Source organism: Caldimonas caldifontis, assembly GCF_002930615.1.
GTDB classification, from domain to species: Bacteria; Pseudomonadota; Gammaproteobacteria; order Burkholderiales; family Burkholderiaceae_C; genus Caldimonas; species Caldimonas caldifontis.
Genome location: NZ_PSNX01000014.1, coordinates 63,494 through 79,114 on the forward strand (window position 1 = coordinate 63,494; position 15,621 = coordinate 79,114).

The window sequence follows — 15,621 nt, forward strand, 5'->3', positions numbered from 1 at the left end:
GGGCCATGTCGGCCGGCCGGTAAAATGTCCCAAATTCTATCGGGCCGGCACAAGCCGCCTGCGCACACCATGTCCCAGACCCCCCTCTCCTACCGTGATGCCGGCGTCGACATCGATGCGGGCGATGCCCTGGTCGAACGTATCAAGCCCCTGGCCAAGCGCACGATGCGCGAAGGCGTGCTGGGCGGCATTGGCGGCTTCGGCGCCCTGTTCGAGATCCCGAAGCGCTACAAGGAACCCGTGCTCGTTTCGGGCACCGACGGCGTGGGCACCAAGCTCAAGCTGGCCTTCGAATGGGGCTTGCATGACACGGTCGGCATCGACCTGGTGGCCATGAGCGTGAACGACGTGCTGGTGCAAGGCGCCGAACCGCTCTTCTTCCTCGACTACTTCGCCTGCGGCAAGCTGGACGTGGACACCGCTGCCCGCGTGGTGGGCGGCATCGCCCGTGGCTGCGAGGAGTCGGGCTGCGCGCTGATCGGCGGCGAGACCGCCGAGATGCCGGGCATGTATCCGCCGGGCGAATACGATCTGGCCGGCTTCTGCGTCGGCGCGGTGGAAAAGAGCGGCATCGTCGATGGCCGCGACATCGCCCCGGGCGACGTGGTGCTGGGCCTCACCTCCAGCGGCGTGCACTCGAACGGCTACTCGCTGGTGCGCAAGATCGTCGAACGCGCCGGCGCGGCCGGCCTGCCGGCCACGCTGGACGGTCAGCCCTTCCGCGAACGCGTCATGGCGCCCACCCGCCTGTACGTGAAACCCGTGCTGGCCGCGATGAAGGACGTGCGCATCAAGGGCATGTCGCACATCACCGGCGGTGGCCTGGTCGAGAACATCCCGCGCTGCCTGCCCGACCACACCAAGGCCGTGCTGCAGGGCAGCGCCTGGCCGCGGCCCGAAATCTTCAGCTGGCTGCAGCGCGAAGGCGGCGTGGCCGAGTCGGAGATGCACCGCACCTTCAACTGCGGCATCGGCTTCGTGGTGATCGTGTCCGAAGCCGACGCCGCGCGTGCAGCCGAGGTGCTGCGTGCCCATGGCCAGACGGTCCACACGATCGGCCGCATCGAGGCCCGCCAGGGCAACGAAGCCCCCACCCAGGTCGTCTGAGTCAATGCAGGCGCGGCGTGCTGCCGCGCAACGACGCCAGCCGTTCGGCCATCGCCAGCCGGTCGCTGGCCTGGCGGGCGCGCTGCACGTAGTCGGCCAGGTCGGCGATGGCTTCGTCTCGGCGGCCCATCTCGGCATATGCCAGGCCTCGGTCGCGCAACTCGTCCAGTGCCTGGGGCATCAGGATCACCAGGCGCTCCAGCACCGCCACCAGCCGGGGCCAGTCCTCATGGGTGCGGTGGATCTCCTTGAGGTTGCGCAGCATGCGGGCGATCACGTCGCGCGGGCTGGCCGACTGCAGGAACAGGCCCAACGGGATGTCATAGTCGCCCGTCAACCCCTGCTGGCGCTTGTAAGGCAGCAGGCGCTCCTCCAGCTCCTCACGCGACAAGGACAGGCCGCTGAAGGGGTCGATGATGACCTCCCCCTCGGGCATGCGCAGCTTCACCAGGAAATGGCCGGGGAAGGAAACCCCGCGCGCCGGCAGCCCCACCTGCTGGGCCAGCTCGATGTAGAGCACCGCCAGCGAGATGGGAATACCCCGGCGTGACTGCAGCACGATGTTCAGGCAGCTGTTGTAAGGGTCGTAGTAATCGTTCACATTGCCCGCAAAGCCCAGCTCCCGGAAGAAATAGCGGTTGAGCATGCGCAGGCGGTGCACCGGCGTGCAGTCGGCCGGCAGGCGGCGCTTGAGCCGCTCGGCCAGCGCGTCGATCTCGGCCAGCACGCCCTGGATGTCGAGGTCGGGGAACTCGTCCTGGGCCAAGGCCAGGGCCGCCTCGGTCAAGGGAAAGGTGGCATCGTCGGCCACCAGGGACGCGAAGTAGTCGAGCGAGGTTGAAGGACCGAACTGCATGGGTTCAGTGTAGGCGCACACCCGCCACTCGGCGAACCAGCGGCCCGGCCTCAGGCCCGGCGTGCGAACTGGCGCAGCTTCACGCCGGTGAGGGCCAGGGCGCCGAAGTAGAGCAGTGCTGCGCCGCCCAGGCAGGCAACCATCCAGCCGATGCGGGCCCAGGGCGTCTGGCGCAGCGCCGTCCAGTCCAGCCCGTGGGCGGCGGCGGCCAGTGCACCGCCCAGCAGGGCCGTGGCAAGGACCACCTGCCCCAGGAAGCGGAGCCAGCCGGGCTGCGGCGTGTAGGCGCCTTGGCGGCGCAGGCCCACCAAGAGCCACGTGGCGTTGATGAGGGCGGCCACGCCGATGGACAAGGCCAGGCCCGCATGGCCCAGCCAGGGCACGAAACCCAGGTTCATCAGCTGCGTGAGCACGAGCACCACGATGGCGATGCGCACCGGCGTGCGGATGTCCTGGCGCGCATAGAAACCCGGCGCCAGCACCTTGATCGCCACCAGCCCCACCAGCCCCACGCCATAGCCCATCAGGGCCAGCGCGGTCTGACGCAGATCCCCGTCGGTGAAAGCGCCATAGTGGAAGAGCACCGACACCAGCGGCAGCCCGAAGACCAGCAGTGCCACCGCACTGGGCAGCGCCAGCAGCACCACCAGCCTCAGCCCCCAGTCGAGCAAGGCGCTGTAGCGGGCCGAATCGTTCAGCGCCTGGGCAGCCGAGAGCTGGGGCAGCAGCACCACGCCCAGGGCCACGCCCAGCAGGCCGGTGGGGAACTCCATCAGGCGGTCGGCATAGGTCAGCCAGGACACCCGGCCTTCGCCGAGAAAGGAGGCGATCTGCGTGTTGATCAGCAGCGAGACCTGCGCCACTGCCACGCCCAGCACGGCCGGCGCCATCAGCAGCAGGATGCGGCGCACGCCGTCGTGGCCCCAGGCCGCGCGCAACGAGCGCAGCCGCGGCAGCATGCCGATGCGGGCCAGGGCCGGCACCTGCACGGCCAGCTGCAGCACCCCGCCCAGCATCACCCCGGCCGCCAGGGCGTAAATGCCGGGGTAGCCCCAGGCTTCCAACCAGGGCGTGAGCCCCCAGGCCGCCGCAATGACCGCCAGGTTCAGCAGCACCGGGGTGGCCGCCGGGACGGCGAACCGCTTCCAGGTGTTCAGGATGCCGGCCGACAGCGCCACCAGGGACATGAAGCCGATGTAGGGAAACATCCAGCGGGTCATGACCACGGCCGCCTCGAAACCCTCGGGCGACTGCTTCAGGCCGGCGGCGATGGCATAGACCAGCACCGGCGCGGCCACCACCCCCAGCACGCAGGTCACGAGCAGGGCCCATCCCAGCACCGTGGCGACGGCATCGACCAGCCGGCGGGTGGCCTCTTCGCCCTGGCGCTCGCGGCTTTCGGCGAGGATGGGCACAAATGCCTGCGAGAAGGCGCCTTCAGCGAACAAGCGGCGCAGCAGGTTGGGGATGCGGAAGGCGACGTTGAAGGCGTCGGTCCAGGCGCTGGCCCCGAAGGTGGTGGCCACCAGCAGTTCCCGCGCCAGACCCGTGATGCGCGAGGCCAGGGTCAGCAGGGAAACGGTGGAGGCGGCGCGCAGCAGGTTCATGTGGCGAACGGGATTATAGGGAGCCCCTGTCGCGCCTTCGGCGGGAGGACTGGGCAGGGCAGGCCAGACATGCTATACTTCTCGTCTTTGCTCAACCCGCAACGCTATATCCATGGCCACTTCCTCCAAAGCCAAGAAGACCGTCCGCATCGCGTCGGGCCGCAAGCGCGCCCGCCAGGACGTCAAGCTCAACGCCGCCAACACGGCGCTGCGTTCCAAATTCCGCACGGTCATCAAGAACGTGCAAAAAGCCGTGGCAGCCGGCGACAAGGCCCGTGCCGCCGATCTGTTCAAGCACGCCCAGGGCGTGATCGACTCCGTGGCCGACAAGGGCCTCTTCCACAAGAACAAGGCCGCTCGCCACAAGAGCCGCCTGTCGGCCTCGATCAAGGCACTGGCTGCCTGAAGCCGAATCCGGGTTGAGCAAGCAAGGGCTCGCACTGCGAGCCCTTTTTCATTGGGGATCCATGATCGAGGCTCAGGCGCCCGGCTTGTCCGGAATCAGGCAGGCCTCGACCATCTGCAGGTCGTTGTCGCGGGCGAAGTTCATCACGAAATCCCAGGCCATCGGTTCGATCTGCCGGATGGCCTCGTTGACGACCACGCACTTGACGCCCCCGACCACCGTGGGCACGCAATAGGGCGAATAGCCGATGTGGGCCGAGCGGCCCGACTGCACCCCGCCGGGGCGGAAACACGACATCACGCCGGCCAGCCGTTCGGCCCAGTCGCTGGGACGAAAGGTGCGGCCGTCACGGGTGATCCCCTGAATGAAGATCTCACGGGGTTTGGGGCTGGTCATGCGGTACAGACTCTCGGTGCGCCGCTTGTGGCGGCCGCGCTGCGAAGTGTAGGCGGTGTCCCTGCAGCGACAGGTCTTAGGAATGATATCTTATATAAGACCTGCCCAGGGTTCAGTCGGGTTCCAGGCGCGGGGCCAAGCCCGCGCCGGGCCGATCATGGCCTGCGCAAGCTGTCGTGCAGCTTTCATGCCGCCTTCGCGGCGCCTGCCCTAGAATGAAATGCCGACGCGGTTGGGGGCCTTGCGGGTGCAGGGCTTGCCGCCGCGATTTTTCTTTTTTGGAGCCGCCATGAACGCACCCCAGAAAGTCGACACGCCCATGCCCCATGTGATGAACACCTACGGCCGCCTGCCGGTCGCGCTGTCGCACGGGCGAGGCTGCCGCGTCTGGGACACGAACGGACGCGAGTACCTGGATGGTCTGGGCGGCATTGCCGTCAACACCCTGGGCCATGCCCACCCCAAGCTGGTGCCGGCCCTGCAGGACCAGATCGCCAGACTCATCCACACCTCGAACTACTACCAGGTGCCCCTGCAGGAACAACTCGCCGCGAAGCTGGTCGAGCTGTCGGGCATGACCAACGTCTTCTTCTGCAACTCGGGTCTGGAAGCCAACGAGGCGGCGATCAAGATCGCCCGCAAGTTCGGGCACGACAAAGGCATCGAGATGCCCGAGATCGTGGTCTATGACAAGGCCTTCCATGGCCGCTCGATCGCCACGCTGTCGGCCACCGGCAACCCCAAGGTCCAGGCCGGTTTCGGCCCGCTGGTGCCCGGCTTCGTGCGCATCCCGCTCAATGACGTGGCCGCGCTCGAGGAGGTGGCAAAGAGCCGCCCCAACGTGGTGGCCGTGTTCCTGGAAACCATCCAGGGCGAAGGTGGCGTGAACCCGGCGCGCGCCGAGTACCTGCGGGAGGTCCGTCGCGTCTGCGACGAGCGGGGCTGGCTGCTGATGATCGACGAGGTGCAGTGCGGCATCGGCCGCACCGGCAAATGGTTCGCCCATCAATGGGCCGGGATCGTGCCCGACGTGATGCCCCTGGCCAAGGGCCTGGGCTCGGGGGTGCCCATCGGCGCGGTGGTGGCGGGCCCGAAGGCGGCGAACGTGCTGCAGCCCGGCAACCACGGCACCACCTTCGGTGGCAACCCGCTGGCCATGCGCGCAGGCGTCGAGACGCTGCGCATCATGGAAGAAGACAAGCTGCTGGACAACGCCGCGAAAGTGGGCGCCGCCCTGAAGGCCGGACTGGAGCGCGAGTTCGACGGCCTGAGCGGGGTGGTCGAGATCCGCGGCCAGGGCCTGATGCTGGGCATCGAGCTCGACCGTCCCTGCGGTGCCCTGCTGGGCCAGGCGCTGGAGGCCGGCCTGCTGATGAGCGTCACCGCCGACAAGGTCATCCGCATCGTGCCCCCGCTCATCCTGAGCGAGGCCGAGGCCGCCGAGATCGTGACCAAGCTCGCGCCGCTGGTGAAGGCCTTCCTGGCCGCGCCCTCTCCATGAGGCCGGCGATGAAACCGGGAGACTCGCTGATGAAGCACTACCTGCAGTTCAAGGACTTCCGCGCCGAGGAGTACGCCTACCTCTTCGAGCGCGCCGCGCTCATCAAGAAGCGCTTCAAGAACTACGAGAAGTACACACCGCTGGTCGACCGCACGCTGGCGATGATCTTCGAGAAGGCCAGCACGCGCACCCGTGTGAGCTTCGAGGCCGGCATGTACCAAATGGGCGGCTCCGTGGTGCACCTGACCACGGGCGACAGCCAGCTCGGCCGGGCCGAGCCCATCGAGGACAGCGCGCGCGTGATCAGCCGCATGGTCGACCTGGTGATGATCCGCACCTACGAGCAGGCCAAGCTCGAGGCCTTTGCGGCGCATTCGCGCGTGCCGGTCATCAACGGCCTGACCAACGAGTTCCATCCCTGCCAGATCCTGGCCGACATCTTCACCTTCATCGAGCACCGCGGCTCGATCGAAGGCAAGGTGGTGGCCTGGGTGGGCGACGGCAACAACATGGCCAACACCTGGCTGCAGGCCGCCGAGATCCTGGGCTTCACCGTGCACGTGAGCACGCCCAGCGGCTACGAGGTGGACCCGGCCCTGGCCGGCATCGGCAACCGCAGCTGCTACAAGACCTTCAAGGACCCGATGGATGCCTGTCGCGGCGCCCATCTGGTGACCACCGACGTGTGGACCAGCATGGGCTTCGAGGCCGAGAACGAGCAGCGTCGCAAGGCCTTTGCCGACTGGTGCGTGGACACCGACATGATGGCCGTGGCCCAGCCCGACGCCCTGTTCATGCACTGCCTGCCGGCGCACCGTGGCGAGGAAGTCACGGCCGAGGTCATCGACGGACCGCAGTCGGTGGTGTGGGACGAGGCGGAGAACCGCATGCACGTGCAGAAGGTGCTCATGGAGTACCTGCTGCTCGGGCGGATCGGCTGACTCGCCGCCGCCACAGCCACACGCCATAGGCCAGCGTGTTCACGGCGATCACCCCGGCCCCCAGCCAGGCCTGGAGGGCCGGGGTGAGCCCCACCGGGTAAAGCACCGGCATCACGTAGTGCTCGACGAAGGAGGTGGCATAGCCCGCCTCGCCGCCGGCCACGCGCAGGCGATTCTCCAGCGGCGTGAGTGGACAGATGCCCGCGCTCAGTTCGATCCATGCGCCCCAGGCCGCCGCCGGCAGGTGGGCCCAGGCCACACGGGGCCAGCGCCACACCAGAAAGCCGCCCACCACCACGAACACGACGAAGCCCAGGTGCAGCAGCACCAGCAGATCGGCAGCCAGGCGATAGGTCATGGCGCGACAATGCCGCATGAGCGGCCCCCCCGACAACCCCTGCACCACCTGCGGCGCCTGCTGCGCGAGCTTCCGCGTGGACTTCTCGCGCGACGAGCTGGACGAAGCCGGCGGCACCGTGCCGGCCGGCCTGGCGGTGGACGTGACCGACACCACCTGCCGCATGCGCGGCACCGACCATGCCCGCCCGCGCTGTGCGGCGCTTGTGGGCCAGGTGGGCGTGAAGGCGCACTGCGGCATCTACGAGTGGCGGCCCTCGCCCTGCCGTGAGTTCGGCGCGCTGGCGCCGCTGGGCCTGCCGGATGACGCCTGCACCCGGGCCCGCGCGCGTCATGGCCTTCCACCGCTGGCTGGCTTCGGCTAGGAATTTGCCGTAGCGTTGGAAATAACCGACACCACGCTCATTTTTGCGGTGCTGAAATTTCGGCTTTCCCAGCAACGAGCGGCCCATGAAACGCCTGTGGGACATCTCCCCGCCCCTGCACACGCGCAGCCCCGTCTTCCCGGGTGACACGCCCTATTCCCAGGTCTGGGGCGCCACCATCGGGCCCGGCTGCCCGGTGAACGTGAGCCAGATCACCACCTCGCCGCATGCGGGTGCGCACGCCGACGCGCCGCTGCACTACGCCCAGGGCGCGCCCACCATCGGCGAGGTCGATCTGGCTCCCTTCCTCGGCCCCTGCCGGGTGATCCATGCGATTGATGTGGGCGCGCTGGTGCGGCCCGAACACCTGGCCCATGCGCAGGCTGATCTGCCGCCGCGCGTGCTGGTGCGCACCTGCACGCAGGCCGTGGTGGACCGCTGGGTCGATGACTTCAGCGCCTTTGCGCCCGAGACCCTGGAATGGCTGGCCGACCGCGGCGTGCGGCTCGTGGGCATCGACACGGCCTCGGTGGACCCGGCCGCGAGCAAGACCCTGGACGCCCACCAGGTGCTGCGGCGCCGCGACCTGCGCGTGCTGGAGAACCTCGTGCTCGACGAGGTGCCCGAAGGCGACTACGAACTGATCGCCCTGCCCCTGAAGCTGATGGAAGCCGATGCCAGCCCGGTGCGCGCCGTGCTGCGCGAACTTCCCTGAGAGACCGCCCATGACCACACGACAAGACTGCCTGGCGCTGGACGCCGCCGACCCGCTCGCCCCCCTGCGCGAGCACTTCGACCTGCCCGACGACCTGATCTACCTCGACGGCAATTCGCTGGGCGTGCTGCCCCGCGCCACGCCCGCTCGCGTGCAGCAGGTGGTGCGCGAAGAATGGGGCCGCGACCTCATCCAGAGCTGGAACACCGCTGGCTGGATCGACCTGCCACAGCGCGTGGGCGACAAGATCGCGCGGCTGATCGGCGCGGGCGCCGGCGAGGCGGTGGCGGCCGACTCGACCTCGGTGAACCTCTACAAGGTGCTGATGGCCGCGAGCCACATCGCCCGCCAGGACCAGCCCGCACGGCGCGTGATCGTCTCGGAGCGCAGCAACTTCCCCACCGACCTCTACATCGCCGAAAGCCTGGCGCGCGAGCTGGGCTGGACGCTCAGGCTCATCGAGCCCGAGGAGGTGGAGGCCGCGCTCACCCACGACGTGGCGGTGCTCATGCTCACGCATGTGAACTACCGCACCGGGCGCATGCACGACATGGCGGCCGTCACACGTGCCGCGCACGCGGCCGGCGCCCTGGTGGTGTGGGACCTGGCCCACTCCGCAGGCGCCGTCCCGGTGGACCTGCGCGGCGCCGACGCCGACTTCGCGGTGGGCTGCGGCTACAAGTACCTCAATGGCGGACCCGGCGCACCCGCCTTTGTCTGGGCGCATCCGCGCCATGCCGACCGCTTCTGGCAGCCTCTGGCCGGCTGGATGGGGCATGCCGCGCCCTTCCGGTTCACGCCCGACTACCAGCCCGCACCCGGCATCGCACGCTACCTGTGCGGCACGCCGGCGGTGATCGCGATGAGTGCGCTGGACTGTGGGGTGGACACCGTCCTCGCGGCCGAACCGCTGGGCGGCATGGCCGCGCTGCGCGAGAAGTCGATCGCCCTGACCACCCTCTTTGCCGACCTGGTCGAAGCGCGCTGTGCGGAGCATGGCATCTCCGTGGTGTCGCCGCGCGAGGCGGCGCTGCGCGGCAGCCAGGTCTGCCTCGCCCGCGCCGAAGGTGCCTATGCCATCGTGCAGGCCCTGATTGCGCGGCGGGTGGTGGGCGACTTCCGCGCCGGTGATGCGCAAACCCCGGACATCCTGCGCTTCGGCTTCACGCCGCTGTACACGCGCCATGTCGACGTGTGGGACGCGGTGGAGCAGCTCGTGCAGGTGATGGCCAGCGGCGAGTGGCGCGAGGCGCGCTTCCACCAGCGCGCGGCCGTGACCTGAGGAGACGACGATGACCTGCCCTCATCACCCCGAGCGCATCGTGCACGAGGAAGGCGCCCAGCTCGACTTCTCGAAGGACATGAGCTATGGCGACTACCTGCACCTGGACGAGATCCTGAGCGCCCAGCATCCGCTGTCGCCCGAGCACAACGAGATGCTCTTCATCGTGCAGCACCAGACGAGCGAGCTGTGGATGAAGCTGATGCTGCACGAGCTGCACGCGGCCATCGCCTGCGTGGCCCGCGACGAGCTGCCGGCGGCCTTCAAGATGCTCGCACGCGTGAGCAAGATCATGGAACAGCTCGTGCACGCCTGGGATGTGCTGGCCACCATGACCCCGCCGGAGTATTCGGCCATCCGGCCCTACCTGTCGAACTCGAGCGGCTTCCAGAGCTGGCAGTACCGCTGCATCGAGTTTGCGCTGGGCAACAAGAATGCGGCCATGCTCAAGCCCCATGCCCACAGCCCGCAGCGTCTGGCCGAGGTGGAGGCAGCCTGGCGAGCCCCATCGCTCTACGACGAAGCCCTGCGGCTGCTCGCGCGCCGCGGCCTGCCGGTGCCGGCCAGCCATGTGACACGCGACTGGACCCAGCCCTACAGGGAAAGCCCCGAGGTCGAGCAGGCGTGGCTGCAGGTCTATCGCAACCCCGAGCGTCAGTGGGACCTCTACCAGCTGGGCGAGGAACTGACCGACCTGGAGGACGCCTTCCGGCTGTGGCGGTTCCGTCATGTGACAACCGTGGAGCGTGTGATCGGCTTCAAGCGCGGCACGGGGGGCACCTCGGGCGTGGGCTATCTGCGCAAGATGCTGGACGTGGTGCTTTTCCCGGAGATCTGGAAACTCCGCACGGATCTTTGAACCACCCCCTACGCGCTGCGCGCGCCCCCTCAAGGGGGCAACACCAGCAGCCCGGCAAAGCCGGTTCTGCGGTGTTTGCTGGCACCGCGGCTCAGCATCGACGGTGCCCGGCAGGCTGAATCGCTCGTTACACTGCCGGCCGTGGAGACCAAATGGCTTGAAGACTTCGTGAGCCTGGCCGAGACGCGCAGCTTTTCGCGCTCGGCCCAGTTGCGACACGTCACCCAACCGGCCTTTTCGCGCCGCATCCAGGCCCTCGAAGCCTGGATCGGCATCGACCTGGTCGATCGGTCCTCCTACCCCACCCGGCTCACACCGGCCGGTGAAACCTTCCTCGCCCAGGCGCTGGAGATCCTGGGCAACCTGCAGGCCACCCGCAACCTGATGCGCGCCCACCGGGCGACCGGGCAGGACCTCATCGAGTTCGCGGTCCCGCACACCCTGGCCTTCACCTTCTTCCCGCACTGGATCACCGACCTGCGCGAGCGCTTCGCGCCGGTGAAGAGCCGGCTCATCGCGCTCAACGTGCATGACGCGGTGCTGCGCCTGACCGAAGGCAGCTGCGACCTGCTGATCGCCTACCACCACGCCTCGCAGCCGCTGCAGATCAACCCGGCGCGCTACGAGATGCTGACGCTCGGCCTGGAAACCCTGGCGCCCTACGCCAAGGCCGGCCCCGACGGCCAGCCGCTCTTCCAGATCACCCAGGGCACGGCGCAGCGGCCGGTGCCCTTGCTCAGCTACGCGGCCGGTGCCTACCTGGGCCGGCTGGTCGAGTCGATCAAGCAGCGCTCGCCACTGCCGCTGCACCTGGACACCATCTACGAAACCGACATGGCCGAAGGCCTGAAGGCCATGGCGCTCGAGGGACACGGCCTGGCCTTCCTGCCGGGCAGCTCGGTGCGCAAGGAAACCCGCAGCCGTCGGCTGGTGAGTGCGGCAGCCGACCCCACCCCCTACGAAGTCACGATGGATGTGCGGATTTACCGCGAGCGCCCCGAAGTCGCCAAGCACGTGCGGCCGGCAGCCCAGGCCTTGTGGGAGTATCTGAGGCTGGCGCATCCGGCCTGACGGCAGCGTCTTGCGCTTCAGAACGAACAACACGAAGGAGCTGGCATGGGTTGGGGAGTGCTTGCGGTGGCCATCGCGGTGATCTGGCTGCTGGCGCCGCTGGTGTCGCGGGTGAGAGCGCTGGCCGCCCTGCGGCTGCCCCTGCGCATCACCCGCCGGCCTGCGGCCCCGCGGCTGCAGTCGGCTGTCGATGACCTCTTTGCCCCCATCGAGGCCGAGCTGGCCGAACTCGGCTTCCGGTTCTCGCATGCCGCTGACGTCATCGCCGAGCCCAAGGGTCTCAGCCCCTGGCAGCCCGTGCGCGTGTTCCGGCACTTCCACTTCCCGATCGTGGCGCAACTGTCCGGCCCCACCCTTCCGGAACTGCCCAACGTGCCCGTGCTCACCCTGCTGGCCGAGTTGAAGGACGGCCTGATGGTGGCCACGCAGAACGTGCCGATGAACATCTTCCCCACCGACCCGCGGGTGCTGCGGGATGGTGGCGATGCCTTCGACACCGTGAAGGACCAGTACGAAGCCCAGCTCGATCTAATGCGCGCCGAGGGGATGCAGGACTTCCGCCCCTGGGGAGACCCCGAGGACATCGAAGCGCGGTTGAGCGCCTACGAAGACCGCAGCCTGCAGGCGCTGGTGAAGGCGGGCTGGTGCGAGCCCGAGGGCGACAGCCTGCGCATCGTCCCACGACGATTGCCGGCGCTGGCGCAGTTCCTGGCCCGGCAGATCAAGCGCCTGGTGGCCGCGCTGAAGAAGGCTGCGCCTGAATCCAACGTGCTGAAGACCTCGGCGCCGCTCGAGCGCAGCCTGATGTTCTTCGTGGCCACCCGCGCACGGCCCAGGCACAGCCCGCCGCCCGTGGTGCAGTGGACGCTGTATGCGCTCAGTGCCGCTCTTTTCCTTGTGCTGGGCGGGCTGGTGCTGGATTGGCGCTTTGCCTGGATGCTGCTGGTGGTGATCGCCTTGCACGAGGCCGGGCACTACCTGGCCATGCGCGCCCTGGGTTACCGCCGTGTGCAGATGCTGATGCTCCCGCTGATCGGCGGCGTGGCCTTCGGCGAGGAGAGCAAGCCCAAGGCGCTGCACCGCATCATCGTGAGCCTGGCCGGCCCCCTGCCGGGCCTGCTGCTCGGGGCGGCTCTGCTGGCCTGGCAGTCGGCCTCACCCGATCTGGCGATGCTCGGCTGGATCATGCTGCTGGTCAACGCCTTCAACCTGCTGCCCTTCCATCCACTGGACGGCGGTCATGTGCTCGAAGCGCTGCTGCCCGCACGCCAGGTGGTGGTGCGCATCGCCCTGGAGGGCCTGGCCGTCGTGGGCCTGCTGGCCCTGTGGTGGTTCCTGGACCTGGAAATCGCCCTCGTGCTGCTGGTGCTGCGCGCGCTCACGTGGCGCAGCCTGTGGCGCCAGATGCAGTTCGAGAAGCTCTATGCCGGTGCAGCCCGCAAGCACAAGCCAGCCGATGCACGGGCACTGGCCCGTCTGGCCTTCCAGGCCCTGGAGCGCGTGCTGCCCAAGCGCGCCTCCCTGAACCAGCGCATGGGCATGGTCGACGAACTCATCGCGCACTTGCGCTACAAGCCGCTCAAGGGCCCCTCGGCGCTGGGGGCCGGCCTGGCCTACTTCGCGCTGCTCGCATCACCGGTGGTGCTGGCACCGCAGGTGGTGGAGGTGGGCCGTATCGCGTTCATGAGCGACATGGAGCGTCAATCGGCCGAAGGCTTGCAACTGGCCGAAGCAGCGAACCGACTGAGCGTGACCGAACTGGTGCAGGCCCTGCGCGACGATGCCACGGCCCCGCGGCCCGGTGCGTCCGAGCTGGCCCTGAACACGCTGGCCCACCGCACGGGTGACGTACTGCCCCCGGCCGCCCTGGAGTTCTACCGTGCACGCGATGGCCTGCGTGCCGGCGCCTCCCTCGAACTCTTGCCCGTCACCGAAGTGCAGACCCTGCGCCAGAGCCGGCCCCGACTGGCAGCCCAGCTGGGTGCGCGCCTGACCGAGCTGCGCCCCCAGACGCCCCGCACCGTCTCCATGGCCTGCCCGCCCGGCACCAGCGGCCGCTGCGATGTCTCGCTCGACGAGGTGCTGGACTGGTGGCAGGTGGGCACGCTGGACGGGCAGCCACTGCTGCTGCACCCGCAGCGCCCCTCGGGGCAATGGCGGATCGTGAGCTTCGAGCTGGAGCAAGGTGAGCTGCGCCAGCAACCGGGTCTGCGCGATCTGCTGGCGCGAGCCTACCTTCAGCAGCGTCTCGCGTCGGCCGTCGCATCTCCCCGCTGAACTCCTCCGGGGCGATCGGCGACAATTGACCCCTTCCCCGGACCCGCACACAGAGCACGCCCATGTCGGCCATGATCGAGATCCACAACGTCAGCAAGTGGTACGGCAGCTTCCAGGTTTTGGCCGACTGCACCACCAGCGTCAACAAGGGTGAGGTGGTGGTCGTCTGCGGGCCGTCGGGCTCGGGCAAGTCCACCCTCATCAAGACCGTCAACGCCCTCGAACCCTTCCAGAAGGGCGAGATCCTGGTCGATGGGGTGTCGGTCAACGACCCGAAGACCAACCTGCCCAGGCTGCGCTCCCGCGTGGGCATGGTCTTTCAGCACTTCGAGCTGTTTCCTCATCTCTCGGTGACGGAGAACCTCACACTGGCGCAGACCAAGGTGCTGGGCCGCAGCACCGACGAGGCCAAGGTCCGCGGCCTGAAGATGCTCGACCGCGTGGGCCTGATGGCGCACAAGGACAAGTTCCCAGGCCAGCTCTCCGGCGGCCAGCAGCAGCGCGTGGCCATTGCCCGGGCGCTGAGCATGGACCCGATCGTGATGCTCTTCGACGAGCCCACCTCGGCGCTCGACCCCGAGATGGTGGGTGAAGTGCTCGACGTGATGGTGCAACTGGCCAACGAAGGCATGACCATGATGTGCGTCACCCACGAGATGGGCTTCGCGCGCAAGGTCAGCCACCGCGTGATCTTCATGGACCAGGGCCGCATCCTGGAGGACTGCGCCAAGGACGACTTCTTCGGCCAGCCCGAGGCCCGCACACCCCGGGCCAAGGAATTCCTCTCGAAGATCCTGCAGCACTGACTGCGGGTTTCTCCGGGCCCTGTAGCTGTCGTACTACATCAAGTACATCTGCCGGGGGTCGAAAGCTTCGGACACACGTTCCGAGGAGACCTCCCATGCCCAGCATCCCCCGTCTGTCCGCCGCGCGGCGGCTGTCGTCTTCACTGCCGTGGAGGCACTGGCGTATCGGCACCCGCCTGGTTGGACTGGCGTTGCTGTGCGCCGGCCTCGTCGTCGCACTGATGCTGGTGAGCCGGCAGGGGTCGCAAGTGGCCGTGAAGGAGCTCTCGGGCGTGTATCACGCCCATGCCGTGCCCATGGGCGCGCTGGGGCAGGCCCTCGATGTACTGCACCGCAGCCGCATGCGCATCGTGCTGGCCATGGAAACCTCCTACCAACGCCAGGCCCTCGAGCATTTCGATCGGATGCTGAGTCTGGAAGCCGAAGTGGATGCTCTGCTGGCGCCAGTCTTCGATGGGCTCACCGCGCCGGGCGATCAGGCTCAGATCGCCGCATTCCAGACCGCGTGGGCCAGCTACCGCGAGGTGCGGCAACGCATCGTCGAGCTCTACCGCGAGGGTGATCGCGCACAGGCCATCACCGAGTTCCGCTCCAATCTGGCGCCGCCCTTCGATGCGGCGAGCGCGGCGCTGGGGAGCTTGCTCGCAGCGCAGGTCGAGGGCTCGGCGCGGGCCTATGCCCATGCGCGGGAGGCCAGCGCCTCCAGCGAGCAACTGACCTTGGCCGTCGGTGGCCTCGGCCTGGCACTGCTGGTGGTGCTGGGCTTGCTGCTGGCCCGTTCCATCGTGCAGCCTCTGCATGCCGTGACACGCCTGGCGCGCACGATGGCAGCCGGAGACTTCTCACAACCGGTCGTGGTGGACCGGGGCGGCGAAGCGGGCGAGCTGCAGCGGGCGCTGGCCGACATGCAGGCCCAGTTGCGGCATCTCGTTTGCCGCATCCGTCAGTCCACCGACAGCATCTCCACCGCCAGTGCGGAAATCGCCACGGGCAACCAGGACCTGAGCTCACGCACCGAGCAGGCCGCCTCCTCCCTGCAGCAGACCGCCTCCTCCATGGAGCAGCTCACCGGCAC

The 15,621-nt window shown here is 68.4% G+C and carries 16 protein-coding genes; 12 read left to right on the plus strand and 4 right to left on the minus strand.

The genetic code is table 11. The features are described from left to right. The first annotated feature begins 69 nt into the window (after positions 1 to 69). Positions 70 to 1,107 (plus strand): phosphoribosylformylglycinamidine cyclo-ligase, encoded by a 1,038-nt coding sequence (gene purM / locus C1704_RS14510; RefSeq protein WP_104303456.1) that lies wholly within the window; start codon positions 70 to 72, stop codon positions 1,105 to 1,107. A 1-nt stretch (position 1,108) separates the two neighbouring features. On the opposite strand, the gene C1704_RS14515 is transcribed toward purM, so the two are convergent. Beyond that, positions 1,109 to 1,963, minus strand: coding sequence for a SirB1 family protein (locus tag C1704_RS14515; RefSeq protein WP_104303457.1), 855 nt, complete (start codon positions 1,961 to 1,963; stop codon positions 1,109 to 1,111). A 50-nt stretch (positions 1,964 to 2,013) separates the two neighbouring features. After that, a complete protein-coding gene (gene murJ / locus C1704_RS14520; protein ID WP_104303458.1) occupies positions 2,014 to 3,570 on the minus strand; it encodes a murein biosynthesis integral membrane protein MurJ in 1,557 nt (518 codons plus the stop codon). 112 nt (positions 3,571 to 3,682) lie between these two features. Here murJ and rpsT point away from each other — a divergent pair, with 112 nt between their 5' ends. Further along, on the plus strand, positions 3,683 to 3,976 hold the full coding sequence (gene rpsT / locus C1704_RS14525; RefSeq protein ID WP_104303459.1) for a 30S ribosomal protein S20: 294 nt from the start codon (positions 3,683 to 3,685) through the stop codon (positions 3,974 to 3,976). 72 nt (positions 3,977 to 4,048) lie between these two features. On the opposite strand, the gene C1704_RS14530 is transcribed toward rpsT, so the two are convergent. Further along, positions 4,049 to 4,372 carry a DUF3579 domain-containing protein gene (locus C1704_RS14530; RefSeq protein WP_104303460.1) on the minus strand — a complete coding sequence of 108 codons (324 nt, stop codon included), beginning with the start codon at positions 4,370 to 4,372 and terminating at the stop codon, positions 4,049 to 4,051. Between the two features lie 289 nt (positions 4,373 to 4,661). On the opposite strand from C1704_RS14530, the gene C1704_RS14535 reads away from it, so the two are divergent. Both C1704_RS14535 and argF read left to right on the plus strand, forming a co-directional pair. Further along, complete coding sequence (locus tag C1704_RS14535; protein ID WP_245876504.1) at positions 4,662 to 5,873, plus strand: aspartate aminotransferase family protein; 1,212 nt, start codon at positions 4,662 to 4,664, stop codon at positions 5,871 to 5,873. An 8-nt stretch (positions 5,874 to 5,881) separates the two neighbouring features. Beyond that, positions 5,882 to 6,814 carry an ornithine carbamoyltransferase gene (argF, locus tag C1704_RS14540; RefSeq protein ID WP_104303461.1) on the plus strand — a complete coding sequence of 311 codons (933 nt, stop codon included), beginning with the start codon at positions 5,882 to 5,884 and terminating at the stop codon, positions 6,812 to 6,814. Here argF and C1704_RS14545 read toward each other — a convergent pair. Next, the gene (locus tag C1704_RS14545) at positions 6,780 to 7,172 is read right to left on the minus strand and encodes a DUF2784 domain-containing protein (protein WP_104303462.1); all 393 of its coding nucleotides are present in this window, start codon (positions 7,170 to 7,172) and stop codon (positions 6,780 to 6,782) included. The genes argF and C1704_RS14545 overlap by 35 nt on opposite strands. 16 nt (positions 7,173 to 7,188) lie before the next feature. Between C1704_RS14545 and C1704_RS14550 the strand changes: the two genes are divergently transcribed. The 8 genes from C1704_RS14550 to C1704_RS14585 all read left to right on the plus strand — a co-directional run. Then, the gene (locus C1704_RS14550) at positions 7,189 to 7,536 is read left to right on the plus strand and encodes a YkgJ family cysteine cluster protein (protein WP_104303463.1); all 348 of its coding nucleotides are present in this window, start codon (positions 7,189 to 7,191) and stop codon (positions 7,534 to 7,536) included. A gap of 85 nt (positions 7,537 to 7,621) precedes the next feature. Then, positions 7,622 to 8,251 carry an arylformamidase gene (kynB, locus tag C1704_RS14555; RefSeq protein ID WP_104303464.1) on the plus strand — a complete coding sequence of 210 codons (630 nt, stop codon included), beginning with the start codon at positions 7,622 to 7,624 and terminating at the stop codon, positions 8,249 to 8,251. A gap of 10 nt (positions 8,252 to 8,261) precedes the next feature. Continuing rightward, positions 8,262 to 9,533, plus strand: coding sequence for a kynureninase (kynU, locus tag C1704_RS14560; RefSeq protein WP_104303465.1), 1,272 nt, complete (start codon positions 8,262 to 8,264; stop codon positions 9,531 to 9,533). Positions 9,534 to 9,543: 10 nt separating this feature from the next. Beyond that, positions 9,544 to 10,392, plus strand: a complete 849-nt coding sequence (kynA, locus tag C1704_RS14565; protein WP_104303466.1) for a tryptophan 2,3-dioxygenase — start codon at positions 9,544 to 9,546, stop codon at positions 10,390 to 10,392. 141 nt (positions 10,393 to 10,533) lie between these two features. Further along, positions 10,534 to 11,463: a LysR family transcriptional regulator gene (locus tag C1704_RS14570; protein WP_104303474.1), complete on the plus strand. Its 930-nt coding sequence runs from the start codon at positions 10,534 to 10,536 to the stop codon at positions 11,461 to 11,463. A gap of 45 nt (positions 11,464 to 11,508) precedes the next feature. Continuing rightward, positions 11,509 to 13,740 (plus strand): site-2 protease family protein, encoded by a 2,232-nt coding sequence (locus C1704_RS14575; RefSeq protein ID WP_104303467.1) that lies wholly within the window; start codon positions 11,509 to 11,511, stop codon positions 13,738 to 13,740. Positions 13,741 to 13,811: 71 nt separating this feature from the next. Beyond that, positions 13,812 to 14,546, plus strand: coding sequence for an amino acid ABC transporter ATP-binding protein (locus C1704_RS14580; protein ID WP_104303475.1), 735 nt, complete (start codon positions 13,812 to 13,814; stop codon positions 14,544 to 14,546). A 95-nt stretch (positions 14,547 to 14,641) separates the two neighbouring features. Next, positions 14,642 to 15,621 (plus strand): methyl-accepting chemotaxis protein (locus C1704_RS14585; RefSeq protein ID WP_146076093.1); only part of this gene is annotated, 980 nt, incomplete at its 3' end.